The following is a 24,060-nucleotide window of genomic DNA, read 5'->3' as shown; positions in this document are numbered from 1 at the left end:
GGGCGTTATTGCTCGGGCACTAGGATTTCGCGCTTGCCCACGTGGTTCGCGGCACTCACGACACCCTCATCCTCCATCTGCTCGACCAGGCGTGCCGCCTTGTTATAGCCGATGGCCAGCTTGCGCTGGATATAGGAGGTGCTGCATTTGCGGTCGGTGATGGCGATCTGCACGGCCTGATCGTACAGCGCGTCCTCGCCATCGGTGTTGCCGCCCGTCGACAGCCCAAGGACCGCGTCGATCTTGTCGGCCTTGTCGTCCTCGGGGCCGTCCTGCACACCGCCAACGTAAACCGGCGGGCCAAAGGCCTTGAGGTGATTCACCACCTCCTCGACTTCCTCGTCGCTGACAAACGGCCCGTGACAGCGGGTGATCTTGCCGCCACCCGCCATGTACAGCATGTCGCCCATGCCCAGCAGCTGCTCGGCGCCCATCTCGCCCAGGATCGTGCGACTGTCGATCTTGCTGGTCACCTGGAAGGAAATCCGCGTCGGAAAGTTCGCCTTGATCGTGCCCGTGATGACGTCCACCGACGGCCGCTGCGTGGCCATGATCAGGTGAATGCCCGACGCCCGCGCCATCTGCGCCAGCCGCTGGATACAGGCCTCGATCTCCTTGCCGGCGACCATCATCAGGTCGGCCATCTCGTCGACGATGACCACGATGAACGGCATCTTCTCGGGCGCGAACTCCTCGGTCTCGAACACCGGCTCGCCGGTCTCGTCGTCGAACCCGGTCTGCACCGTCCGACTGAACATCTCGCCCTTGGCCAGCGCATCGGCCACGCGGCTGTTGTAGCCGTCGATGTTGCGCACGCCCATCTTGGACATCTTGCGATAGCGGTCTTCCATCTCCGCCACGACCCATTTCAGTGCCACCACGGCCTTTTTCGGGTCAGTCACCACCGGGCTCAGCAGATGCGGAATGCCGTCATAAACGCTCAGTTCCAGCATCTTGGGGTCGATCATGACCAGCCGCAGGTCCTCGGGCGTCAGCTTGTAGAGCAGGCTCAGGATCATGGTGTTGATCGCCACGGATTTACCCGAGCCCGTCGTCCCCGCGATCAGCAGGTGAGGCATCTTCGCGAGGTTCGCCACCATCGGGTCACCGCCGATATCCTTGCCCAGCGCCAGCGGCAGCTTCTGGTTGCCGTCGCCATAGTCGCGGCTCGACAGGATCTCGCGGAAGCTGACCATCTCGCGGTTGTCATTGGGCAGCTCGATCCCGATCACCGACCGCCCCGGCACGGTGCTGACCCGCGCCGACAGGGCCGACATCGACCGCGCGATATCGTCCGCGAGGCCGATCACCCGGCTCGCCTTCAGGCCCGGCGCCGGTTCCAGCTCGTACATCGTCACCACCGGGCCGGGGCGCACGCTGACGATCTCGCCCTTCACGCCATAGTCGTCCAGCACCGTTTCCAGCATCCGAGCGTTCTCCTCCAGCGACTCGTCGCTCAGGTGATGGCGCTGGATATTGACCGGGTTGGTCAGCAGGTTCAGCGGCGGCAGCTCGTACTCGATCTGCGGCTTTTCCTCGAATTGCAGCTTGGGCTGCGCCTCGGCCTGCGCCCGTGCGGAGGGCTGCGGCGCGCGCCGCGGCGGGTGCTGCACGACCTTCTTCGGCTCTGCGGCAGGCAGCTCCTGGGGCGTCGCGGCGCGGGTATAGACCGGCACCTCCGGCTCCGCCTCATAGCTGTCATATGCGCCATAGCCGTCGTCGATCACCTCGTCCTCCGGCGCCGCCTCGACCATCTCCTGCATCGGTGCGTGCACCGGCGCATGGGCGGCATCCGGCACAGCGTGCTCTGCGGTCAGCGGCGGCTCGGCCCGCACCGCGCTGCGCGGCGCGGTGTTCAGGATAAGCGGATCCGGCCCCCGCCCACGGCCACGGGTCAGCGGCGCGACCGTCTCGACCTGCACGGCGGGGTTCTTGCGCACCCGGCTCTTGATGACATCGGCAATCTTGGCGCTCACCCGGTCGCCGCTCGGCGCGGGCATGTCGGGCATCTCGGACGCCTCGATCAGTTCCGGCTCCGGCGTGCGCTCGGGCCGCCGCATCAGCGACGGCATCCGCGACAACAGCCCGCCGGTCTTTTCCGGCGCCTGGCTCACCTCGTAGCCGGGCCCAGCGGTTTCGACCGGCGCGGCATGGCCCCGGTGCCGGACGGCTCCGGCCAAGGCGGGCTCGGCACGGCGCACCCGCGGCTCTGGCACGGCGGCCTCGGCCAGGGCCAGCTCATGGGCCTCGGCGCGTTCCTGCATCCGGCGGTCCCAGCGATCTGCGGCCTTGGCCTGGGCGGTCTTCGCGGCCCCTGCCGCCATCCCGCCGCTGCGGGCCAGCACGGCGCGCAACGTGGCATAGGTCATGATCGTGCCAACCACCAGGAAGCGGGTGATCTGCGACAGCTCCAACCGGCTGAACCCCAGGATGAACGCGCCCAGCGCCACCATCCCCACCGCCAGAAGCAGCGACAACAGCTTCAGCCCGAAGGTCGCGCTGATCGGCAGGAAACCCAGCACCGTGCCCAGCGCCATTTCCCCGAACAGCCCGCCATAATCGAAACTGTGCGACGCCGACCACTCCGCGCTCGGCTCCAGCGACGAGGCATACATCGCCAGAAGCGCGATCCAGATCGGCGCATAGATCAACCGGCCAATCGCCCGGTCCTGGCCGCGGTGCAGGGCGAAACGCACACCCCACGCCCCCAGGACAATGGCAAGGCCCCACGCGCCCCAGCCCACGATCATGAACAGCGGCGCCGCAATCGAGGCCCCCATCCGGCCAAGCAGGTTCTGCACCGGCGCGTCCGTCGCGGCCATCCAGCTGGGATCGTCGGGATTGTAGGATGCGATCATCATCGCGGCGGCCAGACCCAGCGCCAGCAGCGCAAGTCCCAGAAGTTCCTTGCCTCGCTTCTCGATCGCCTCCGCCATCGAGCTGTCCAAAAGCGGGTCACGTCCGCGCGTCTGATATGCCATGTTGCCTCTTCCTCGTTAATTATAAAGACAGTCACGCAACTGCGTCAGGCCGCGTGCCACCTCTTTCTTTGGGGCCACCATCGCGACCCTTATGTATGCGTGGCCGGGGTTCAGGCCCCCGGCCTCCTGCGCCAGGTACGCGCCGGGCAGCACCCGCACGCCTGTCTCTTGCCACAGTTTCAGCGCCGCCGCCTCGCCATCCTCGACCGGCAGCCACAGGAAAAACCCCGCCTCGGGGCTCTGGTATCCCGGCACGCCGTCAAAGATCTCGTCAGCCAGTTTGTACTTTTCCTGGTAAAGCCTGCGGTTCACGTCGACGTGCTTTTCATCGGCCCAGACCTTGGCCGCCGCATGCTGCAACGGCAGCGGCAGCGGCGTGCCCGCATAGGACCTCAACTGCCGGATCCGCTTCATGCTCTGCGGCCCCGACGCCACGAACCCCGATCGCAACCCGGCCAGGTTCGACCGTTTCGACAGGCTGTGAAACGCCACCACCCGCTCGGGGTCGGCCCCCATCTCCTTCGCGACTTCCAGCGCACCCACGGGCGGCGTGTCGCGGTAGATCTCCGAATAGCACTCGTCGGCGAAGACCTTGAAATCGTGCTTTTCCGCCAGCCCGATCAGCGTCTTCCAGTATTCCGCATCCGCCACCGCGCCCTGCGGGTTGGAGGGCGAGCACAGATAGGCCACCGTCACCCGGTCCAGCACCTCGGCGTCCAGGCTGGTGAAATCCGGCAGGAACCCCGTCTCGCGCGTCGCCGGTAGGAACATCGGCTCGGCGCCCACGCTCAGCGCCGCCACCATGTAAACCTGGTAAAACGGATTCGGCAGCAGCACGATCGGCTGCTTGCCGTTCTTGGTTTCAGGGCACAGCGTCATCATCGCGTTGTAAAGCCCCTCGCGCGTGCCATTCAGCGCCATCACATGCCGGTCCGGGCTCAACTCCACGCCATAGCGCCGCGAAACCCAGTCGCAGAACGCCGTGTTCAGCGCCGGAATGCCCTCATTCACCGGGTACTTGCGAAACTCCTCCGCATGTCTTTCGATCGCATCCATGATCCAGCCCGGAAAATCGTGCTGCGGCTCGCCGATGGTCATGTGGATCACATCACCGCCGGGATCGTGCACGTCCAACAGGGTCCGCAAACGCGGAAACGCATATTCCGGAAGGTTCGAAAACCGCTCGGGAAACATCAACACTGCCTCTAGGTTACGGGATCGTTGTCGCCCCGTTTGGATCAAATCTACAAAAGCCCCCGCGTTGCGTCCAGCAAAACCAACCGGGGGTGCGGGGATTGTGGCATTTTTGGCAAGAGGTTAGCGGATACCTCTAAAGTAGGCCAAGTATTGTGGCCGGCTTGCATCAGCCGGGCAACATTTTGCGTCCAGTAACGATTTTGCCCGTCAGGCCAACGCTGCCTCGGCGGCCCTTGCGACCCGCAGAATCCGCTCTTCGCCGAAGGCTTCGCCGCACATCATGAGCCCGCAACCGGGCGTCCCGGTCGGCAGGTTGACGGCCGCCAGCCCCATCAGGTTGCCCACCCGCGTGTTGCGCAGCGCCAGCAGATTTTCGGTCACGTAATAGTCGTCGTCGGTCATCAGCCGGTCCACCTCGGGCGGCAGGTTCGGCGCCGTCGGCATCAGCACCGCGTCATAGGGTTTCATCCGTTCGGCCCACTGGAGGCGCAGCGCCGCAAGCAGGTTCCAGCCCGCCACATAGTCGCAAGCGCGGAACTCTCGCCCGGATTCGAACCGTTCCCGGATCGGCTTGAACATCTTGTCCGGATTGGCCGAAATCACGTCGCCCCAGATACCATACGCCTCGGACGTGAACAGGATCGCCGACAGCGGCATCGCCTGTTCGGCCTCGGGCGACTCGACCTCCTCGATCCTCGCCCCCGCCGCCTTCAGCCGCTCCAACGCGCTGAAATAGGCGTCGCGCGGCGCGTCGCGGATGTCGTCGAACACCACCGACTGCAACGCGGCAAAGCGCATCCCCTCCAGCGACACGCCCTCCAGGTCCGCCGCCCGCCCGCCTTCCAAGACGGCCAGCACCAGCGCGCAATCCTCCACGCTGCGGCCCAGCGGCCCCACCGTGTCGAACTTCGCACACAGCGGCACGACCCCGCCCAGCGACACGCGTCCCGACGTGGTCTTCAGCCCCACCAGATCGTTCCACGCCGACGGGATGCGCACCGATCCGCCCGTATCCGACCCGATGCCGCAGGCCGCCAGCCCATGCGCCACGCTCGCCGCCGCCCCCGAGGACGAGCCCCCCGGCACCAGCTTCGGATCGTGCACATTCGGCGGCGTCGCTGTCATCGGGTTCAGCCCTAGCCCCGAGAACGCCAGCTCGCTCATATGCGTCTTGCCCAGACAGACCAGCCCGGCGGCGGTCGCGTTCCGCAACACTTCGGCATCCCGCTCCGGCACCCGGCCCTTCAGCAGCCGCGTGCCGGCCTCCGTCGCCGTCCCTGCGCTGTCGAACAGGTCCTTCCAGCTGACCGGCACGCCATCCAGGGGCCCCAGCCGCCGCCCGGCCTGCGCCCGTGCCTCGGCCGCCTGCGCCTCGGCCCGGGCGCGGTCATGAGTGACCACCGAATAGATCTCGTTCCGCGCCGGATGGGCGTCGATGGCCGCCAGGTACGCCTCGGTCAGCGCCACCGGCCCGATCTCGCCCGCTTCGATCCCGCGCCCCAGCTCCGCCGCGCTCATCGTCAGCCACTCGTTCATCCCGGATCCTCCGCGCTCCTGCAAAATCGCCTGCATGAATGCAGATGCCCCGGCGCAAGGCAAGCCCACCCAATGACAATCCGGCGCATGGACAATCCGGTGCGCGCCGACATATTGATCCGCATGGACCATGACAGCGATATCCTGATCGTCGGCGGCGGCCTCACCGGCCCTGCGCTGGCACTGGCCGCGGCGCAGGCGGGCCTGACCGTGACCGTCATCGACACCCTGCCCCAGACCGTGCGCGCCGATGCCGCCTTCGACGGTCGCGCCTACGCGCTGGCGCTGGCCTCGGTGCGCCTGCTGAGCAATATCGGCATCTGGACCCGCGTGGCCGACAACGCCCAGCCCATGCTGGAAATCAAGGTCTCCGATGGCCGCGCCGGCGAAGGCGCCGCCCCCTTCTTCCTGCATTTCGACCATGCCGAGATCGAGGAAGGCCCCATGGGCCACATGCTCGAAGACCGCTACCTGCGCCGAGCGTTCCTGGAGGCGATGCAGGACGAGAACCGGATCGCCCAAGTGACCGACACCGTCACCGCGCAGGACGTCACGCCCACCGGCGTCACGCTCACGCTCGCCTCCAGCAAAACGCTATCGGGCCGCATCGTCGTTGGCTCCGACGGGCGCGCCTCGGGCACCGCGCAACGCGCCGGGATCGCCCGCACCGGGTGGAATTACGGCCAGACCGCGCTGGTGGCCGCCATCGCGCACCAGTTGCCGCATAACGGCATCGCGCACCAGTTCTTCATGCCGCCCGGCCCGCTGGCCATCCTGCCCCTGCCCGGCAATGTCAGCTCCATCGTCTGGTCCGAAACCGAGGCGACCGCCGCCCGTTTCGCCGCACTGAACGATACCGAGTTCATGGAAGTCCTGCGCCCCCGCTTCGGCGATTTCCTGGGCGATATCTCCCTGCGCGGCAAGCGTTTCACCTACCCGCTGAGCCTGACGCTCGCCAACGCCTTCGTGGCCGAGCGGCTCGCCCTCATCGGTGACGCCGCCCACGGCATGCATCCCATCGCCGGCCAGGGCCTCAACGCCGGACTGCGGGACGTGGGCGCGCTGGCCCAGGTTCTCACCGACGCCACCCGCCGGGGCGAGGATTTCGCCGCTTCCGACGTGCTCGCCCGCTACCAGCAATGGCGCCGCTTCGACACCGCGACGCTGGCAGTGACGACCGACCTCACCAACCGGCTCTTTTCAAACGACAACCCCCTCCTGCGCGCCGCGCGCGATATCGGCATGGGCGCGCTGTCGGCCATGCCAACGCTGCGCCGCAAATTCATCCGCGAGGCGGCGGGCCTGACCGGCGACCTGCCCGAGTTGATGAAGGGCTGAACCGGCAGCGCTCCGGTCAATGGGATCCTGGGATCAAGTCCGAAGATGACGGCCGCGCAACGCGTAGGGTGGGTGAAAACCCACGCGTCTGACCAAAATGCGCCCTACCCCGCTTGCAGAACCCTGATCACCGTATCCCCATACGCCCGCTCATCGAGCAGGCTCCACCCCTCCGGCACTGCCACCGCGCCGCCTTCCTCCCAGACCACCAAGGCCCCCGGCGCTACCCATCCGCCCGCCATCGCCGCGCCCAAAGCCGCCTCGCCCAGCCCCTTGCCATAGGGTGGATCGAGGAACACCAGCCCGCAGGCTTCCGTCGCGGCCCCCAGCTTGCGCGCATCCCGACCAACCAGCGTCACCCGGTCCGCAACACCGCACAGCGCAACATTCTCCCGAATGAGCCTTTGCCCCACTCGCCCGCTTTCCACGAACACCGCCCGCGCGGCCCCACGCGACAGCGCCTCCAGCCCCAGCGCCCCGGTCCCGGCGAAAAGGTCCAGCACCACGGCGCCTTCCACCCGGTCCCCGAACCGCGCCATCAGCACGTTGAACAGGCTCTCGCGCACCCGGTCCGAGGTGGGCCGCAGCCGCGCGCCCTCGTCCCCCTTGCCAACCGAGGCCAGCCGCCGCCCGCGAAACTCGCCGCCGATGATCCTCACGCCTTCAACAGCGCCTTGAGGTCCGCGCCCGGGTCCGCCACGACCGCCGGATCAGCGGTCTTTCCGTTGTCGATCAACCGCTTGCCCACCATGTAGGCCCGCGCGTCATTGGCCGCATCCACCGCCAACAGCGTGTCGCCCTGGTAGTACCAGAAGGAAATGCCGCCCTCGCTGTCGCGCGTCACCACCCGGTCATAGCCCACATTCAGACCGGCAATCTGCAATTTCACGTCATACTGATCCGACCAGAACCACGGCTGCGGCACATAGGTCTTGTCCGCGCCAATGATGTTCTCGGCCACGCATTCCGCCATGTCGATCGCATTGGGCACGCTCTCCAGCCGCAGGCGTTCGCCCCGAAAGGGAAAGCTCGCGCAATCTCCGGCGGCCCAGATCGCCGGATCGCTCGTGCGGCCGTGTGCATCCACCTTGATGCCGTTCTCGACCTCGATGCCGGCAGCCTCGGCCAGGGCCGTGGCGGGGGTGATCCCCACGCCCACGATCACGAAATCCGCCTCCAGTTCCGTACCATCGCTCAACAGCGCGCCGCTGACCCTGCCCTCGCCGGTCAGCCGGTCCAGCCCGACGCCTTCGCGAATGTCCACACCGCGCGAGCGGTGCAACTCCCGGAAATAATCCGAGGTCTCCTGCGCCGCCACGCGCTGCAGGATCCGGTCCGCCATCTCGACCAGCGTCACCTGCAACCCTTTCGAGGCGGCCACGGCGGCCGCTTCCAGCCCGATATACCCGCCGCCCACGATCAATACCTTGGCGCCTTCACGAAACTCCGGCGCCATTCTGTCCACGTCGCGCAGGTCGCGTACCACGTAGACACCCTCCAGCGCCCCGCCGATCGCGGGCGGCAACCGTCGCGGCACCGATCCGGTGGTCAGCACCAGGTGTTCGTAGGGCAACGCGTGCCCGCCCGCGACAACCACCTTGTCGGCACGGTCAATCGCCGTCACCGCCGCATCCAGCCGCAGGTCGATCATGTTCTCGGAATAGAAACTCTCGGGCCGCAGATAGAGCCGCTCCAGCTCCATCTCGCCCAAAAGGTATTTCTTCGACAACGGTGGCCTTTGATAGGGCGGCGCGTGCTCTTCCCCGATCAGCGTCACCTTGCCGTCATAGCCAAGCGCCCGCAGCTTCGCCACCAGCGAACTGCCCGCCTGACCCGCGCCCACGACAACAACTCCCGACATGTGCCCTCCTGCAATTTCCACATGGCCCTCGGGCCGTCAGGGCCTATACTTACAGGCATTCCAAACGCAAACGAAAGACAGGATGCGACAATGACGATCACCACCGGCGACAAACTCCCCGATGCCACGCTGCTCAAGATGGGCGCCGACGGCCCCGAAGAGGTCGCGCTGTCCGACAAGACCAAAGGCCGCAAGGTGGCGATCTTCGCCGTCCCCGGCGCCTTCACCCCCACCTGCCACTCGGCCCACGTGCCCAGTTTCATCCGCACCAAGGCCGATTTCGACGCCAAGGGCGTGGACGAGGTCATCTGCGTCTCGGTGAACGATCCCTTCGTGATGAACGCCTGGGGCAAGGACACCGGCGCCAGCGACGCCGGAATCACCATGCTGGGCGATCCGCAATCGGAATTCACCAAGGCCATCGGCATGGATTTCACCGCACCGCCCGCGGGCCTCATCACCCGATCCAAACGCTATGCCATGCTGGTCGAGGACGGCACGGTGAAGGTCCTCCATGTCGAGGACAACCCCGGCACCTGCGAAACCTCCGCCGGAGAGTCTCTGCTCGACGCGATCTGATTGATGTGAAACAGCGCGAATCTTTGACTCAATGCGGCTGGTTTTCTGAACCTTCCTAAGGCGCAGCGTCACGCAATATCGGCCCGATCATCAAGCACTTCTGACCCAAACCGGACCTTGAGCGCGGTACAGGTCAAGGTCCGGTAGGCGGACCTTTCCGCCGTTCACAACGGAGGCGAGCGTCAGCCCTTGGGGTGGCGATCCGACGGCAATTTTGAAGCACTTTATGCCTGCCAAACAAATCCTCGGAAGGATCGTTGCGCCCAGCCTCAGCCAAATCGCCAGCCCGAGGGAGGGGCTGACGATGGCCGGGCCGCTTCGCGGCTGTTAACCGGCTGGGGGCTCAATTTCGAAAGTTGGCAAGGACTCGAAACCAACCTTCGCCGCACCCGGTTCGAATGACAGCTCTCGCTAACGTAGGGTTTCCTACTCTTCCGGTTCGTGGTGCTTGGGTCAGTTTATGACGCGAAGGTCAATTTCGTCTGACGTCCAACAATTGACAAACGCTAGGGGGCCGGGGCGCGCTCGCGTCCCGGCCCCTGCCCAAAGGCCGCTCAGCCGTCGGCCAGCTTGTCCATCTTCCGCGCCAGCTTGGTGTCCCGCGAACTCAGACCCTCCACGTCATGGCTGGTCAGCGTCACCTCGACCGTCTTGTAGACATTCGACCATTCCGGATGGTGGTCCCACTTTTCCGCCCAGATCGCGCAGCGGGTCATGAACCCGAACGCCTCGACGAAATTCTCGAACTCATAGGTCTTGTGGATCGCATCGCGCCCGTCGACCATCGCCCAGCCGTTTTCCAACAACGGCTCCAGCGTCGTCTTCCGCGCCGTGTCACTCAATTTCTCACTCATTCCTGCTCCTCCACATTTGCTTTCCTGAACGGGCCGAAGCTCGTCAGGATTTCGATATCCTCCGCCACGGCCTCGCGTTCCGCCTCAAGGTAATGCGCCACCGCATCGGAAAAAGGCGGGTCGCGAAACCAATGCAGCGAGTGGGTCTCGACCGGCAGATATCCGCGGGCCAGCTTGTGCTCGCCCTGCGCGCCCGCCTCGACCCGGCCCAGCCCGTGCGCGATGGCGTAATCGATGGCCTGATAGTAACACAACTCGAAATGCATCGCCGGGTGATGCGCCGTGCAGCCCCAGTAGCGGCCATAAAGCGCGTCGCGCCCGATCATGTTCAGCGCCCCCGCCACCGGCACGCCCTCCTCCAGCGCCAGGACCAGCAGGATATCGTCCCGCAGCCGCTCCTGCGCGATGTCGAAGAACTTCCGCGTCAGGTAGGGCATCCCCCATTTGCGCGCCCCGGTGTCCTGGTAGAATTCCCAGAACGCCTCCCAGTGTTCGGGCCGGATCGCCTCGCCCGTCAACTGCACGATCTCGCCGCCAAAGCCCTGCGCCTGCGCCCGCTCCTTGCGGATATTCTTGCGCTTGCGCGAACTCAGGCTTCCAAGGAAATCGTCGAAACTTTCATAGCCCCGGTTCAGCCAGTGATACTGCTGCGTGATCCGCGGCAAAAGGCCCATCTCGGTGCCCACCTCCCGCTCGAACCTGGTGCAAAACGTCACGTGCAGCGACGACAGCGCGTTGCGGTCGCCGATGCTGACCGCGGCTTGCATCAGCGCATCGCGCCCCGGTTGCCCGTATCCCGGCCGGGTCAGCAGCCGCCGTCCGGTGACGGGCGTGAACGGCACCGCCATCTGCAACTTGGGATAATACCGCCCGCCCGCGCGCTCATAGGCATGGCCCCAGTTGTGGTCGAAGATGTATTCGCCCTGGCTGTGCCCCTTCACGTAAAGCGGCGCGCAGGCGATCACCTGGTCGTCCATCTCGGCCACCAGGTAATGCGGCTGCCAGCCGGTGCCGGCGCCGACCGACCCGCTGTCTTCCAGCGCCTTCAGGAAGCGGTATGTGGTGAACGGGTCTTCCGCCCGGCCGCCGTCTTCGGCCTCGGGACAGGCGCAGGCGTCCCAGTCGGCCTGCGCCACGTCGCCCAGGCTTTCATAGACGCTCACAAGGACCGATCCGCCGTCCATCAGGGCCGCTCTTCGCTTTCGGAAATCATGGCCTTCAATCTGTGGCCTGCCCGCCGCGGTTCAAGCGGGAATCGCGGGCAGGTACCCCTCGAAGGTGATGTTCTGCGCCACGCGCCGCGCCTCAGCCTCTTCCTGCGGCGACCGGATCGTCCAGCACAGCACGTCCGCACCCGCGCCCTGCAGTTCGGCCACCCGCGCGCGGTCCAGGTCCTGCGCCTGGTGGCTGAGGAACGCCGCGTCGGCGCGGTCGTAATCCGGGATGTCCCGCAACCGCGCGCCTACCTCGGCCCGCAGCAGTGTCCAGTCCTCGGGGTCGTAGTCGCATGTCACGATCCCGCGCGCCACATCCGGCGCAAGGTCGCGCATCGCCACCATCATCTCGGGGTTGAACGACATCACCGCCACCGGCCCGGAATAACCCTTCAGCGCCACCGCCGTCGCCGCCTCCAGCCGCCCGTCCGTCTGGCCCATCTGCCCCTGTTGGTCCTTCAGTTCGATCAACAGCGGCACGCGTCCCGCCACCAGGTCCAGCACCTCGGGCAGCGACGGTATCCCCTCGTCCCCGCCCAACAGGGGAACGTTTCTTAACTCCGCCGCTTCGCGCTGCTGGACCGGCCCTGTCTGCCCGGTCAGACGCTTCAGATCATAGTCGTGAAACACCATCGCCGCACCGTCCCGGCTCAGTTGCAGGTCGATCTCGATGCCATAGCCGTGGTCCATCGCCGCCGAAATCGCCGCACGCGAGTTTTCCGGCCGGCCGTCGCGCACGTCATGCAACGCCCGGTGCGCCAGCGGCGCCCGCAGAAAGGACGGGTCCAGCCGCATCATCCGATCTGGAACACGCCTTCGATCTCCACTGCCACGCCGAAGGGCAGCGCCGGCGACGACACCGCGGCCCGCGCGTGCTTGCCCGCCTCGCCCAGCGCCTCGCCGATGAAATCCGACGCACCGTTGATCACCTGCGGCTGCTGGGTGAAATCCGGCGTTGAGTTCACGAACCCGCCCAGCTTCACCACCCGCTTCAGGCGGTCGAGGTCGCCGCCGCAGGCCGCCTTGACCTGCGCCAGCAGGTTGATCGCGCAGGCCTTCGCCGCCTCGGCGCCCGCGGCCACGTCCATGTCGTCGCCCAGCTTGCCGACCATCATCTCGTCGCCCAGCTTCGGCAACTGACCCGAGACGTACAGCATGTCACCCACCAGCACATACGGCACGTAATTCGCCGCAGGCGCCGCCGCCTCGGGCAGGGTCACGCCCATCTCGGCCAGCTTGTCCTCGAATTTTCCCATGGTCCCGACCTCCTCGGTTGCGTTGCCGCGCACGCTAGACGCTCAGGGCACCGATGCAACCGCAAAAACCGGCCCGTGCTTTTTCTTGCGATAAATACTCACCATCCCGTCGCCGGCCACACGGCCCGTTCCTCGCCCCCGCGCGTCACGCCCGCCACGCGCCCCGAGGCGTCCCGAAGGAACGCCGAGACACCCTGCGCGCCGCAGGCGCTCCGCCTATTCGCGAAACGCCTTGGCGAAGTAATCCGTCAGAGGTTTGGTCAGATACGCCAGCGGCGTGCGGTCGGCGGTTCGGATGAAGGTCTCCACCGGCATGCCGGGGATCAGCGTCACATCCTCCGGCAGACGCTCGCGCTGGCCCTCGCTCAGCGCGATCTCGGCCCGGTAATAGCTTTGCTGCGTGGCGTCGTCCTGGAACGCATCGGCAGAAATCTGCATCACCTGCCCCACCAGTTCCGGCGTCGTGCGCTGGTCCAGCGCCGAGAATCGCAGCGTCACCTCCTGGCCGACATATATCTTGTCGATATCCGTGGGCGGGACCCGCGCGTCGATGATCAGAGGCCGGTCTTGCGGCACCACGTAAAGGATCGGATCGGCCGGCCGGATGACCGAGCGCAGCGCGAAGATCTGCAAGCCATACACGACCCCGCCCACCGGCGCGGTGATGTCCAGCCGGCTCATCTGCTCGATCAGCGCACGCCGCTCCTCCAGCAGTTCCAGCTCGCGGAACTGCAGGTCGCGCAGTGTCGTGATCGCTTCCTCCCTACGCCGCGTGCCCAGCTTCAGCACCTCGATGTCGATCTCCGTGATCCGGCCTTCGGATTGCGCCGCCTGCGCCACAAGTTCGCCCAGCTGGCCCAGCAGCCGCGATTTCTCCCGCTGCAGCGCCAGCACGCGCGACGCCTGCGCCAGGCCCCGGTCCAGAAGCGATTGCTGGTCGGCCAGTTCCTTCTCGATCAACGCCAGCTGTTCGTTCATGGCCTTCTGCTGCGCCTCGATCCCGCCAATCTGGTCGGCGATTTGCCCGCGGCGCTTTTCCAGCTGGGAAATCTCGCTCGCCACGGTCTCGTTGCGCGCCGTCAAGAGCCGCCGCTGCCCGTCCAGCAGGTCGGCCACCTCGGCATTGCGCGCCGCTACGTCGCTCACCAGGTCGGGAAATTCGATCTCCTCCCGGCCGTCCCGCTCCGCTTCCAGCCGTCCGCGCCGCGCCTGCAGTTCGAACAGCTGATTCTCGGTGATCGCCAGTTGCGAGCGCAAGGCGGTGGCGTCCAGCCGCACCAGCACCTGACCGGCCTCCACCGTGTCGCCCTCGTCGACCTCAATCGCGGCCACGACACCGCCATCGGGATGCTGCACCACCTGCCGGTTCTGGTCGACCACGATCTGCCCGCTGGCGATCACGGCGCCCGAGATCTGCGTCACCGCGGCCCAGCTTCCGAACCCGCCCAGCAGCACGATCAGCCCGGTCAGCCCCACGATCATCGGTGCGCGCACCGACCAGCCGTCCCGCGTCTGCTCGCTCATTGCACGCCTCCGATCCGGGCGTGGCCGATCTCCTCGGCGTTCTTCACCACGTCCTTGAGAACCTCGTCCTTGGGCCCGAAGGACCGCACGACGCCACCGTCGAGCATCAGCAGCAAGTCGCACTCGCGGATCGCCGCCGGGCGATGCGCCATGATCAGCACCGATTTGCCCTCGGCCTTGAACTGCCGGATCGCGTGGTTCACCGCCTCGCTGCCCTCGTTGTCGAGATTCGAGTTGGGCTCGTCCAGCACCACCAGGACCGGGTCGCCATACATCGCCCGCGCCAGCCCGATCCGCTGCATCTGCCCGCCCGACAGCCGGCCGCCGCCGGCGTTGATGCGGGTGTCATACCCGTCGGGCAGCTTCAGGATCATGTCATGCGCGTCCGCCTTCCGCGCCGCTTCGACGATCTTTGCCGGATCGGGATCTTCGGCCAGGCGCGATATGTTCTCGGCGATGGTGCCTTCGAACAGCTGCACGCGCTGCGGCAGGTATCCGATATGCTCGCCCAGCACCCGCGGCTCGAACTGATCCAGCGACGCGCCGTCCAGCCGGATCTTGCCGCCCGCTGGCCGCCAGACCCCCGTCAGCGCCCGCGCCAGCGTCGACTTGCCCGCGCCCGACGGGCCGATCACGCCCACCGCCTGCCCCGGCTCGACGGTGAAACTGATGGTCTTCAGCGCCGCCTGCTGGTCGCCCGGCGGCACCACCGTCACCTGCCGGACCTCCAGCAGGGCCTTGGGCTTGGGCAGCGGCGTGCGCGGCTGTTCGGGCGGCACCAGCGCCAGCAACCGGGCCAGCGAGTCCCAGCCCTGCATCGCCCGCTGCACCAGGGCCCACTGCCCGACGGCCAGCTCGATCGGCGCCAGCGCCCGGCCCATCAGGATCGACCCCGCGATCATCGCACCCGGCGTCAGCTCGTTCTGCAACACCAGGTAGGCCCCCAGGCCCAGCATCGCCGACTGCAGGAACAGCCGGAAGGTCTTGGTCGTCGTGGTGAACGTGCCCACCAGGTCCGACGACGCGATCTGCGATTTCAGCGATTCGTCGCGGGCCTTTTGCCAGCGCGAGAACGCCTGGTCGCGCATCCCCATCGCCTGCACCATTTCCGACTCGTTGCGGATCTGGCTGGACAGCGCCTCCGCCGCGCCGGTGGCGCGCGCCGATTTCATCGCCGGCTGGCGGGTGACCATCTGGTTGACCACTGTGACCAGGATGATGATCCCCCCGCCGATCAGCGCCAGCGCCCCCAGCCAGGGGTGGAACAGCCAGATCCCTGCCAGGAAGACCGGCGTCCACGGAATGTCGAATATCGCCATCAGCACCGGCGAGGCCATCAGCCGCTGCACCGCTTCCAGGTCGCGCAGGCCGGTCTGCGTATGTTCGTCCGGGGCCAACGCCGCCTTGCGGATCACCGCGTCGAACACGCGCCGGTCCAGCCGCGCCTGGAATCGCGCCGCGACCCGGCCCATGACCCGGCCCCGCGCATAGTCCAATAGGCCCATCATGCCGTAGAGGAACACCACCAGAACGCTCAGCGCGATCAGCGTCTCGACAGACCGGCTGCCCAGCACCCGGTCATAGACCTGCAGCATGTACAGTGGACCTGTCAGCATCAACAGGTTGACGAAAAAGCTGAACACGCCGACGAACCAGTAAAGCGCGCGGCTTTCGCGACGGGCGGCGCGCAGTTCCTCGCGCCCCGCGTCCAGTCTCGCCTTGCTCAGCTGCATCCCGTCTTTCCCGCCCGCCGCCGCATCATCGCTTGAACGACTCCCCGAATCCGCCTTACATGCATTGTCACTGATCTGCCACAGGGTTTCGCCGACATTTCGCGGTGTCTGGGCATCTCGAAACGATGCTTTAGGTATACCCGCATAGTTTAACCAAAGTCTGACCGTTGCCAAATTTCTCTTCTTCCCGTCGCCCCAAGCGCCTCGTGGCCGGCCTGCTCCTCGTGGTCGGCCTTGCTGTTTCGGGCTGCACGCCAACACCCGCCGGCCACCCGCCCGGCGAGGTCTTCGATCCTTACGAGGACGAGAACCGCCAGACACATGCCTTCAACCGGGCGCTCGACCGCAACCTGGTCCGGCCCGCCGGCAAGGGCGCGGCCGGCATCCTCCCCGACGATGTCGAGAACATGATCGGCCGCTTCGCCTTTCACCTGTCGATCCCGGGCGCGGTGGTGAACAACATCCTGCAAGGCAACATGAAAGGCGCGACCGAGGACACGTATCGCTTTGTCGTGAACACCACGATTGGCCTGGGCGGCCTCTTCGACACCGCGACCGAACTGAACATGCCTGAGGCCACCGATGCCGATTTCGGCCAGACGCTCCATGTCTGGGGTGTCCGCGAGGGCGCCTATCTCGAACTGCCGCTGCTCGGCCCCTCGACCGAACGCGCCGCCGCGGGCAAGGTGGTGGATCTCTTCACCAACCCGCTCAGCTACATGCTGGACGAGCCCGCGAACTACGGCATCCCCGCCGCATCGGCCGTCTCGGGCCTGTCCGACCGGGGCCGGTACGCGGACACGATCGATTCCATCCTTTACGAAAGCGCCGACAGTTACGCCCAGGCGCGTTCGCTCTACAGTCAGAACAGGCGTTTCAAGCTCGGCGGTGGATCGGGCGGAGCGCTGGACGATCCATATGACGCGCAACTCGGCGCACTGCCGGAGGACCCATACGATGAATGACATCTCCAGACGTTTCCTGATCGGTGCGGGCGCGGCCTTCACGCTGCTGCCCGCCGCCGCAACCCCCGCCCTCGCCCTGACAGAGGGCCGTGCCCGCGCGCTGATCGACCAGGTCGTGGCCGACATCAACCGCGTCATCGGGTCGGGCAAATCCACAAGCGCCATGATCCGCGACTTCGAACGCATCTTCGCGCGCTACGCCGACGTCAACATCATCGCCCGCTCGACCCTGGGCGCCGATTCGCGCCGCGCGTCCTCTGGCCAGATGCGCGCCTTCACCGCCGCCTTCCAGGGCTATATCGCCCGCAAATACGGCAAGCGGTTCCGCGAATTCGTCGGCGGTCAGGTCAGCGTGACCGGCGTGCGCCAGGTCAAGTCCTGGCACGAGGTCCGCGCCAACGTGAAACTGCGCGGCAAGTCGCCCTTCACAGTGCTCTTTCTCGTCTCCGACCGTTCCGGCCGCGATCTCTTCTTCGACATGGTGATCGAGGGCGTCAGCCTGCGCCTCACCGAACGCACCGAGATCGGCGCCATGCTGGATCGCAACGGCGGCAATATCGACGCACTGATCGCCGACGTGCAACGCGCGGGCTGATCCCGCGCCCCGGCCCTGGCCTTCCCCGGTCCTGCCCCGAACACGGCCCTCCTGGAAAAAACGGCGGAAAAACGATCTTTTCCGCCGTTCCGCGCGTTTCCCGAACAGGACCAGACAAACGGGAGACTGACATGCCGGACAAAGGCCGGGGGCACACGGCGGACCATCCGCACCACATACCTAGACATGGCTGGTGGGACGTGGTCCTGCGGCTCAAGGACGGCATCGCGTCCGATCACATGTCGGTCGTTTCGGCCGGTGTCGCCTTTTTCGGCCTCCTGGCGATCTTCCCGGCCGTGGTCGCCCTGATCTCCATCGCGGGTTTCCTGCTGAACCCGCAGGACGTGGCGAACAACCTGGAACAGATCATCGCCATCCTGCCCGAGAACGCGGCGGCAATCCTCCAGGACCAGATCATGAAAGTCACCGGCGGCGACGAGGCGGCGACCGGTCTTGCCGCACTCCTGGGTCTTCTTCTCGCGCTTTACGGCGCGACCAAGGGCATGATGACCCTGATGGAAGGCATGAACATCGCCTATGGCGAAAAGGAATCGCGCGGCTTCGTCAGGCTCTACGCTACCGGCCTTGCCCTGACGCTCTTCATCATCGTCGGTGTGCTGTCGGCGCTGGGGCTGATGATCGTGCTGCCCGCCGTGATCGGCTATCTGGGCCTGTCCGACAGCCTCGAGACCACGATTCTCTGGCTGCAATGGCCCGTCTTGGGCTGCCTCGCCGTTCTCGGTCTCGGCGTGCTCTACCGGTTCGGTCCCGCGCGCCGCAACGCCAGGTGGCGCTGGATCACCCCGGGCGCGGTGGTCGCCATGATCCTCTGGCTGGCAGGCACCGTCGCCTTTTCCGTCTACACCCAGAATTTCGCCAGCTACAACGAGACCTACGGCACGCTCGGAGGCGCGATCATCCTGCTGACATGGCTGTGGCTGTCGTCCTTCATCGTGCTGGCCGGGGCCAAGCTCAATGCCGAGCTGGAACACCAGACCCGCCGGGATACCACCACCGGCCCCGCACGCCCCGAAGGCCAGCGCGGCGCGGTCAAGTCCGACACCTTTCCCGATGCCGGCAGCCAAGGGACCTCCGGCGCGGCGCCCGGCAAAGACTGAATTGACCTGCTGGATCGGCAGAGCGCCTCAACCTCGCCTCACCTTCGGTTGCCTGTCCCCTCCAACAGCTCTTCCAGCATCCGGTTGATCGTGTCGTCCTGGCCACCCTGCGGCTGTTGCTGTTGCGGCCACTGCTGCTGAACCTGCGGCTCCGGCTCGGGCTGCACGAAGATCATCGGCAGGTCGTGAACCGGCACGCCCTCGTTCACCCGCACCATCGTCTCGCGCCAGATATCCGCGGGCAGGCCGCCGCCGGTCACGCCCTTCAGCGGGGTGTTGTCGTCGTATCCCATCCAGACGCCGGTGACGTAATCCGCCGTGAACCCCAGGAACCACGCATCCCGCGCCGCCTGCGTCGTACCGGTCTTGCCGGCCGCCTGACGGTCGGGCAGCTTGGCGCGCGCGCCGGTGCCCGACTGCACCACCTCGTACATCATGCCGGTCAGCTTCTGCGCCGCCTCCTGCTGGATCACGCGCTCGCCGATGCCGCCGCTCTTGCGCATCAGCGGGTCGTCGTCTCCCAGCAGCTTCAGCTCGACCAGACCATAGGGCGTCACCGACGACCCGCCGTTCAGGATGCCGGCATAGGCCCCGGTCATTTCCAGAAGCGTGCTTTCCGACGTGCCCAGCGCCAGCGCGGGCCCCTCGGCCAGGTCGTTGTCGATGCCGAAATCGCTGGCGACCCGGCGCACCAGGTCCAGCCCCACGCTCTCGGCCACCTTCACCGCCGGGATGTTGTAGGACTGCGCCAGCGCCCGGATCAGCGGCACGCGGCCATGGAATTTCTTGTCATAGTTCTCGGGGCACCATTGGCCAGAGCCCGGAATGCTCCGGCAATAGGGCTCGTCCACCACGATCGACGTGGGCTCATAGCCCAGTTCCAGCGCCGTGGCATAGACAAACGGCTTGAACGCGGAGCCGGTCTGCCGCTTGGCCATCGTCGCCCGGTTGAAGGCGCCGGTGACGCGCGACTTGCGCCCGCCCACCATGGCCCGCACCGCGCCATCGGCGCTCATCACCACGATGGCGGCCTGCGCCTCGGACCCGTCGCTGACCTTGTTCTCGAACACCCAATCCAGCGCCTCCTCGGCGGCCCGCTGCATCCGCTGGTCCAGCGTCGTCTGGATGATCACGTCCTCGGTGGTGTCGCGGGTGAAAAGCTCCGGCCCGCTGTCCATCACCCAGTCCGCGAAATACCCCCCCGCCTGTGCCGCGGCGGCCTCCGACAGGGTGGCGGGATTGTCCTGCGCGGCCTGCGCCTCGGCGTCGGTCAGGTAGCCCTGCTCGTTCATCAGACGCAGCACCGTCGCCGCGCGGTTCTGCGACCGCTCCAGGTTGGTCGTCGGCGCCAGCCGCGTCGGCGCGGTCAGCAGGCCCGCCAGCATCGCCGACTGCGCCGCGTTCACCTCGCGCGCGCTCACCCCGAAATAGCGCTGCGCGGCGGCTTCCACGCCAAAGGCGCCGCCGCCGAAATAGGCCCGGTTGAGGTAGATCGACAAGATCTCGTTCTTGGAATACTTGGCCTCCATCGCCATGGCATAGACCGCTTCCTTGGCCTTCCGCCCCAGCGATCCGCGGCGGCAGTCCTGGACGTAATCCGCCTCGCTCTCCCACTCGGACTCGTCGTATTCCACGCCCAGGCACAACAGTTTCGCGGTCTGCTGCGTGATGGTCGAGCCACCGTGCCCGCTCAGCGGCCCGCGCCCCTCGCTCAGGTTGATGCGGATGGCGCTGGCAATGCCGCGCGGGCTCAGGCCGAAATGGCTGTAGAACCGCTTGTCCTCGGTGGCCAGCACCGCGTTGCGCAAATCCGGGCTGACGGTATCGGCGGTCACCACGCCCCCGAACTGGTCGCCCCGCCAGGCAAAGACGTCGCCCTCCCGGTCCAGCATCGTGACCGACCCGCGCGCCCGCCCGTCCAGCAGCGCGCGCACATCCGGCAACCCCGCATAGACATAGGCCACCGCCAGGGCCGTCACCAGCAGCGCCACCGCGGTCACCCGCCACGTCACGACCCAGAACAGCCGCAGGATCCAGCGGAACAGGCGCTTGATCCACGCCACGGGGCCACGCCCGCCGCCCGAACCGCCACCGCTCTTCCGCCGCGTGCGCGCCGGTTTCGCCGGCTTGCGGGCAGCCGTCTTGGCCCGGCTCTTTGCCGGTGTGCTGGATGTCTTGCCGTATCGCCTGTCTGCAACGAGTCGCGGCGCTTTTCGCCCCTGGTTTCCCATGCCCTACCTGCTCGGACCTCTGGTTTTGCCGCAGTTTACAGGCCCTGGCACCGAAAGTAGACCCCCGAAATGCATCTCCGGGCCTCCTGCGTCGCGTCACTTCGGCCCGCCCTCCGCCCCGCCACCGGCAGCCGCGCCCGGCGGCATGTCGCCAAAGCGCAGCCTGCCCAGATCCGATTCTTATCTGCCTATTTATTAGTCATTAATGATGAATTGCGCATAATTTGTGCATAATTCGACGTTTTCCGCCTGTTTCCCCGGCGCTCACTCTTCCCGCCCGCTGCATCTCCGTCACTTTCTGCATCAGCGAAATCAACCTCGCCCAAGCAACCGAAAGGGACATCTGTGAAACTCATCATTGCAACCATCAAGCCGTTCAAGCTTGAAGATGTGCGCGAAGCGCTGACGGGGATCGGCGTGCGCGGCATGATGGTGACCGAGATCAAGGGCTTCGGCTCTCAATCGGGTCACACCGAGATCTACCGCGGCGCGGAATACGCCGTGAATTTCGTACCCAAGATCAAGCTCGAGATCGCCGTCACCGCCGGCATGGTCGACCAGGTGGTCGAGACCATCGCGACGACCGCGCGCACCGGCAAGATCGGCGACGGCAAGATCTTCGTGCTCGATATCGGACAGGCCATGCGCGTGCGCACCGGCGAAACCAACGATGACGCGCTTTAAGACGCGCGATAGAAGGGATAACATCACTATGAAACGCTTTATTCATCTGGGGCTCGCCGCAACCGCAATCGCGGTCCTGCCCCATTTCGGCTTTGCTCAGGAAGCAGCGGAAGCCGCCGAAGCCGAGGCCGCCGCACCCGGCTTTGACGAGATCGGCCCCTACATCATGACGACCCTGCTGTTCTGCATGGCAGGCTTCCTGGTGTTCTTCATGGCCGCGGGCTTTGCCATGCTCGAAGGCGGGCTGGTGCGCTCCAAGAACGTGACCATGCAGATGACCAAGAACATCGCGCTTTTCTCGATTGCCGCGATCATGTACTGGCTCGTCGGCTTCAACACGATGTATCCGGGCGACTTCAACGGCTACTTCGCCATCGGCGGGCAGACCGTGCTCGATCCGGTCGGCGTGGCCGCGGCGGACGCCGCACTCGATTACGCGTCGATCGGCTCGGACTTCTTCTTCCAGCTCGTCTTCGTCGCCGCCACCGCCTCGATCGTGTCGGGCGCGCTGGCCGAGCGGATCAAGCTGTGGCCGTTCCTGATCTTCGTCGTCATCCTGACCGGCTTCATGTACCCGATCTCGGGCTCGTGGAAATGGGGCGCAGGCTGGCTCGACGCCGCCGGCTTCCAGGACTTCGCCGGCTCGACCGTCGTGCACTCCGTCGGTGGCTGGGCGGCTCTCGCCGGTGCCATCGTGCTGGGCCCGCGCCTGGGCAAGTACGGCAAGGACGGCAAGGTCACCCCGATGCCCGGCTCCAACCTGGCGCTCGCCACCCTGGGCACGTTCATCCTGTGGCTCGGCTGGTTCGGCTTCAACGGCGGCTCGCAGCTTGCCATGGGCACCGTTGGGGACGTCTCGGACGTCAGCCGCATCTTCGCCAACACCAACATGGCCGCAGCGGCCGGTGCCGTGACCGCGCTGATCCTCAGCCAGGTGATGTACAAGAAGCCTGACCTTACCATGGTGCTCAACGGCGCTCTTGCGGGTCTCGTTTCGATCACCGCCGAACCGCTGGCGCCCACGCTCTTCGGCGCGCTCTGGATCGGTGCCGTGGGTGGCGTGATCGTGGTCCTGACGATCCCGATGCTCGACAAGCTGAAAATCGACGATGTGGTCGGCGCCGTTCCGGTGCACCTCTTCGCCGGGATCTGGGGCACCATCGCCGTGATCTTCTACAACGGCGACGCCAACCTGATGACGCAGCTGACCGGCATCGTGGCCTACGGTGTGTTCACCTTCGTGGCCAGCCTGATCATCTGGTTCATCCTCAAGGCCGTCATGGGCATCCGCGTCAGCGAAGAGGACGAGATCACCGGCCTCGACATGTCGGAACTGGGGATGGAAGCCTACCCCGAGTTCTCGAAAGGCTGAGACCAAATCGGAATGGGTCCTCCCGACCCTTGAACCTGACCCGGGCGTTCGCGCCCGGGTTTTTTCTTTCGGCGCAGGGACCCTTCGCCATTGCGGTCCATGCCCCCGCGCCCTAGCTCTTGCCCATGTCCGACGCCTACCGCCCGCACGAAGCCATGGTCGCCCCGGCCCGCCGCACGGCGTCTCTCGTGCGTCTCGTGCTGGGCGGCGTGATGCTGTCGGTGCTGTTCCTGTCCACGATCTTCGCCGCCTCGGCGCTGCTCAACCTGGTCCTGCCCGGCGCACCGCTCGATGACACCGCCGCCGCGCTGGCAAACGGCGGCACCCCTTACGGCGTCCTGGCCAACCTTTATATCTTCGGCTTCATCATCCTCGCGCTGGCCATCACCGGGCGCGCCGTACACGACCGATCCCTGCCCAGCTTCGTCGGCGACTGGCGTCGCGCGCGCCAGCATTTCGGCCGCGTCTGCCTCTACATGGTGGGCCTGCACCTCGCGCTTTCCATCCTGCTGCCCGCCACGCCCGACCTGACGCCCGAGGCCAACCTCGCCCCGTCCAGCTGGCTTGCCTTCCTGCCCCTCGCCCTGCCAGCCATCCTGGTTCAGACCGGGGCCGAGGAACTGGTGTTCCGCGGCTACCTGCAAAGCCAGCTCGCCGCCCGCTTCGCCAATCCCCGCATCTGGATCATCGTCCCCGCGATCCTCTTCGGCCTGCTGCACTACGATCCCGCGATCAACGGCGACGCCACCTGGCTGATCGTCGGCTGGGCCACGCTCTTCGGCATCGCCGCAGCCGACCTCACGGCCCGCACCGGCACAATCGGCGCCGCCCTGGGCCTGCATTTCGTCAACAATTTCTTCGCCATCCTCGTCGCTGCACCCGCGGGCAATTTCGACGGCCTGGCGCTCTACACCTACCCCTTCGCCCTGGGCGACACCGATGCGCTCTGGGTCTGGGCCCCGCTCGACCTGATGCTGCTGCTGGTCAGCTGGCTCACCGCCCGCCTCTCCCTGCGCGTCTGA

At 66.4% G+C, this 24,060-nt stretch carries 20 protein-coding genes; 8 read left to right on the top strand and 12 right to left on the bottom strand.

Annotation, left to right across the window (positions count from 1 at the left end):
• Window positions 1-5 precede the first annotated feature (5 nt).
• The 3 genes from ACQY4V_RS19260 to ACQY4V_RS19250 form a co-directional block, all read right to left on the bottom strand.
• Entirely contained in the window at window positions 6-2,981 is a 2,976-nt protein-coding gene (locus tag ACQY4V_RS19260; protein WP_428514500.1) for a DNA translocase FtsK 4TM domain-containing protein, read from the bottom strand.
• Between the two features lie 15 nt (window positions 2,982-2,996).
• The gene (locus ACQY4V_RS19255) at window positions 2,997-4,175 is read right to left on the bottom strand and encodes an aminotransferase class I/II-fold pyridoxal phosphate-dependent enzyme (RefSeq protein WP_428517303.1); all 1,179 of its coding nucleotides are present in this window, start codon (window positions 4,173-4,175) and stop codon (window positions 2,997-2,999) included.
• Between the two features lie 210 nt (window positions 4,176-4,385).
• Window positions 4,386-5,714 carry an amidase gene (locus ACQY4V_RS19250; protein WP_428514498.1) on the bottom strand — a complete coding sequence of 443 codons (1,329 nt, stop codon included), beginning with the start codon at window positions 5,712-5,714 and terminating at the stop codon, window positions 4,386-4,388.
• A gap of 87 nt (window positions 5,715-5,801) precedes the next feature.
• On the opposite strand from ACQY4V_RS19250, the gene ACQY4V_RS19245 reads away from it, so the two are divergent.
• On the top strand, window positions 5,802-7,052 hold the full coding sequence (locus tag ACQY4V_RS19245; RefSeq protein ID WP_428517301.1) for an FAD-dependent monooxygenase: 1,251 nt from the start codon (window positions 5,802-5,804) through the stop codon (window positions 7,050-7,052).
• A gap of 104 nt (window positions 7,053-7,156) precedes the next feature.
• Here ACQY4V_RS19245 and rsmD read toward each other — a convergent pair whose 3' ends face one another.
• The gene (gene rsmD, locus ACQY4V_RS19240; RefSeq protein ID WP_428514496.1) at window positions 7,157-7,711 is read right to left on the bottom strand and encodes a 16S rRNA (guanine(966)-N(2))-methyltransferase RsmD; all 555 of its coding nucleotides are present in this window, start codon (window positions 7,709-7,711) and stop codon (window positions 7,157-7,159) included.
• On the bottom strand, window positions 7,708-8,913 hold the full coding sequence (locus ACQY4V_RS19235; RefSeq protein WP_428514494.1) for an NAD(P)/FAD-dependent oxidoreductase: 1,206 nt from the start codon (window positions 8,911-8,913) through the stop codon (window positions 7,708-7,710). Before ACQY4V_RS19235 ends, rsmD begins: the two co-directional genes overlap by 4 nt.
• A 90-nt stretch (window positions 8,914-9,003) precedes the next feature.
• Here ACQY4V_RS19235 and ACQY4V_RS19230 point away from each other — a divergent pair, with 90 nt between their 5' ends.
• Complete coding sequence (locus ACQY4V_RS19230) at window positions 9,004-9,492, top strand: peroxiredoxin (protein WP_428514492.1); 489 nt, start codon at window positions 9,004-9,006, stop codon at window positions 9,490-9,492.
• 554 nt (window positions 9,493-10,046) lie between these two features.
• Here ACQY4V_RS19230 and ACQY4V_RS19225 read toward each other — a convergent pair.
• From ACQY4V_RS19225 to ACQY4V_RS19200, 6 genes are all read right to left on the bottom strand, one after another.
• Entirely contained in the window at window positions 10,047-10,346 is a 300-nt protein-coding gene (locus tag ACQY4V_RS19225) for a 4a-hydroxytetrahydrobiopterin dehydratase (RefSeq protein ID WP_428514490.1), read from the bottom strand.
• Window positions 10,343-11,530, bottom strand: a complete 1,188-nt coding sequence (locus ACQY4V_RS19220) for a GNAT family N-acetyltransferase (protein ID WP_428514488.1) — start codon at window positions 11,528-11,530, stop codon at window positions 10,343-10,345. Before ACQY4V_RS19220 ends, ACQY4V_RS19225 begins: the two co-directional genes overlap by 4 nt.
• Before the next feature lie 60 nt (window positions 11,531-11,590).
• Complete coding sequence (locus ACQY4V_RS19215; RefSeq protein ID WP_428514486.1) at window positions 11,591-12,358, bottom strand: glycerophosphodiester phosphodiesterase family protein; 768 nt, start codon at window positions 12,356-12,358, stop codon at window positions 11,591-11,593.
• Window positions 12,355-12,816 carry a RidA family protein gene (locus tag ACQY4V_RS19210; protein WP_428514484.1) on the bottom strand — a complete coding sequence of 154 codons (462 nt, stop codon included), beginning with the start codon at window positions 12,814-12,816 and terminating at the stop codon, window positions 12,355-12,357. The genes ACQY4V_RS19215 and ACQY4V_RS19210 overlap by 4 nt, the downstream gene beginning before the upstream one ends.
• 216 nt (window positions 12,817-13,032) lie before the next feature.
• Window positions 13,033-14,340 (bottom strand): HlyD family type I secretion periplasmic adaptor subunit, encoded by a 1,308-nt coding sequence (locus ACQY4V_RS19205; protein WP_428514482.1) that lies wholly within the window; start codon window positions 14,338-14,340, stop codon window positions 13,033-13,035.
• The gene (locus ACQY4V_RS19200) at window positions 14,337-16,073 is read right to left on the bottom strand and encodes a type I secretion system permease/ATPase (RefSeq protein ID WP_428514480.1); all 1,737 of its coding nucleotides are present in this window, start codon (window positions 16,071-16,073) and stop codon (window positions 14,337-14,339) included. Before ACQY4V_RS19200 ends, ACQY4V_RS19205 begins: the two co-directional genes overlap by 4 nt.
• Window positions 16,074-16,279: 206 nt before the next feature.
• Here ACQY4V_RS19200 and ACQY4V_RS19195 point away from each other — a divergent pair, with 206 nt between their 5' ends.
• From ACQY4V_RS19195 to ACQY4V_RS19185, 3 genes are all read left to right on the top strand, one after another.
• Window positions 16,280-17,038, top strand: a complete 759-nt coding sequence (locus ACQY4V_RS19195) for an MlaA family lipoprotein (RefSeq protein ID WP_428514478.1) — start codon at window positions 16,280-16,282, stop codon at window positions 17,036-17,038.
• Window positions 17,031-17,633, top strand: coding sequence for an MlaC/ttg2D family ABC transporter substrate-binding protein (locus tag ACQY4V_RS19190; protein WP_222451412.1), 603 nt, complete (start codon window positions 17,031-17,033; stop codon window positions 17,631-17,633). The genes ACQY4V_RS19195 and ACQY4V_RS19190 overlap by 8 nt, the downstream gene beginning before the upstream one ends.
• 131 nt (window positions 17,634-17,764) lie before the next feature.
• Window positions 17,765-18,751 carry a YihY/virulence factor BrkB family protein gene (locus tag ACQY4V_RS19185; RefSeq protein WP_428514475.1) on the top strand — a complete coding sequence of 329 codons (987 nt, stop codon included), beginning with the start codon at window positions 17,765-17,767 and terminating at the stop codon, window positions 18,749-18,751.
• A gap of 38 nt (window positions 18,752-18,789) precedes the next feature.
• On the opposite strand, the gene ACQY4V_RS19180 is transcribed toward ACQY4V_RS19185, so the two are convergent.
• On the bottom strand, window positions 18,790-20,982 hold the full coding sequence (locus tag ACQY4V_RS19180; RefSeq protein ID WP_428514473.1) for a transglycosylase domain-containing protein: 2,193 nt from the start codon (window positions 20,980-20,982) through the stop codon (window positions 18,790-18,792).
• A 345-nt stretch (window positions 20,983-21,327) separates the two neighbouring features.
• On the opposite strand from ACQY4V_RS19180, the gene ACQY4V_RS19175 reads away from it, so the two are divergent.
• From ACQY4V_RS19175 to ACQY4V_RS19165, 3 genes are all read left to right on the top strand, one after another.
• Window positions 21,328-21,666, top strand: coding sequence for a P-II family nitrogen regulator (locus ACQY4V_RS19175; protein ID WP_152490972.1), 339 nt, complete (start codon window positions 21,328-21,330; stop codon window positions 21,664-21,666).
• 28 nt (window positions 21,667-21,694) lie between these two features.
• Window positions 21,695-23,038: an ammonium transporter gene (locus ACQY4V_RS19170; protein ID WP_428514471.1), complete on the top strand. Its 1,344-nt coding sequence runs from the start codon at window positions 21,695-21,697 to the stop codon at window positions 23,036-23,038.
• Between the two features lie 125 nt (window positions 23,039-23,163).
• Window positions 23,164-24,060, top strand: coding sequence for a lysostaphin resistance A-like protein (locus ACQY4V_RS19165; protein WP_428514469.1), 897 nt, complete (start codon window positions 23,164-23,166; stop codon window positions 24,058-24,060).

The sequence above is a fragment of the Roseovarius sp. genome (assembly GCF_965277045.1).
In the GTDB taxonomy this organism is placed as follows: domain Bacteria; phylum Pseudomonadota; class Alphaproteobacteria; order Rhodobacterales; family Rhodobacteraceae; genus Roseovarius.
Note: the sequence above shows the minus strand (reverse complement) of the source record. Positions and strands in the feature narration are given on the sequence as shown.

Excerpts from the sequence above, each read along its gene's own strand:
- ACQY4V_RS19260 (WP_428514500.1), bottom strand. The coding sequence starts at position 2,981 with ATGGCATATCAGACGCGCGGACGTGACCCGCTTTTGGACAGCTCGATG.
- ACQY4V_RS19255 (WP_428517303.1), bottom strand. The coding sequence starts at position 4,175 with ATGTTTCCCGAGCGGTTTTCGAACCTTCCGGAATATGCGTTTCCGCGT.
- ACQY4V_RS19250 (WP_428514498.1), bottom strand. The coding sequence starts at position 5,714 with ATGAACGAGTGGCTGACGATGAGCGCGGCGGAGCTGGGGCGCGGGATC.
- ACQY4V_RS19245 (WP_428517301.1), top strand. The coding sequence starts at position 5,802 with ATGGACAATCCGGTGCGCGCCGACATATTGATCCGCATGGACCATGAC.
- ACQY4V_RS19235 (WP_428514494.1), bottom strand. The coding sequence starts at position 8,913 with ATGTCGGGAGTTGTTGTCGTGGGCGCGGGTCAGGCGGGCAGTTCGCTG.
- ACQY4V_RS19230 (WP_428514492.1), top strand. The coding sequence starts at position 9,004 with ATGACGATCACCACCGGCGACAAACTCCCCGATGCCACGCTGCTCAAG.
- ACQY4V_RS19225 (WP_428514490.1), bottom strand. The coding sequence starts at position 10,346 with ATGAGTGAGAAATTGAGTGACACGGCGCGGAAGACGACGCTGGAGCCG.
- ACQY4V_RS19220 (WP_428514488.1), bottom strand. The coding sequence starts at position 11,530 with ATGGACGGCGGATCGGTCCTTGTGAGCGTCTATGAAAGCCTGGGCGAC.
- ACQY4V_RS19215 (WP_428514486.1), bottom strand. The coding sequence starts at position 12,358 with ATGATGCGGCTGGACCCGTCCTTTCTGCGGGCGCCGCTGGCGCACCGG.
- ACQY4V_RS19210 (WP_428514484.1), bottom strand. The coding sequence starts at position 12,816 with ATGGGAAAATTCGAGGACAAGCTGGCCGAGATGGGCGTGACCCTGCCC.
- ACQY4V_RS19205 (WP_428514482.1), bottom strand. The coding sequence starts at position 14,340 with ATGAGCGAGCAGACGCGGGACGGCTGGTCGGTGCGCGCACCGATGATC.
- ACQY4V_RS19200 (WP_428514480.1), bottom strand. The coding sequence starts at position 16,073 with ATGCAGCTGAGCAAGGCGAGACTGGACGCGGGGCGCGAGGAACTGCGC.
- ACQY4V_RS19190 (WP_222451412.1), top strand. The coding sequence starts at position 17,031 with ATGAATGACATCTCCAGACGTTTCCTGATCGGTGCGGGCGCGGCCTTC.
- ACQY4V_RS19185 (WP_428514475.1), top strand. The coding sequence starts at position 17,765 with ATGCCGGACAAAGGCCGGGGGCACACGGCGGACCATCCGCACCACATA.
- ACQY4V_RS19180 (WP_428514473.1), bottom strand. The coding sequence starts at position 20,982 with ATGGGAAACCAGGGGCGAAAAGCGCCGCGACTCGTTGCAGACAGGCGA.
- ACQY4V_RS19170 (WP_428514471.1), top strand. The coding sequence starts at position 21,695 with ATGAAACGCTTTATTCATCTGGGGCTCGCCGCAACCGCAATCGCGGTC.
- ACQY4V_RS19165 (WP_428514469.1), top strand. The coding sequence starts at position 23,164 with ATGTCCGACGCCTACCGCCCGCACGAAGCCATGGTCGCCCCGGCCCGC.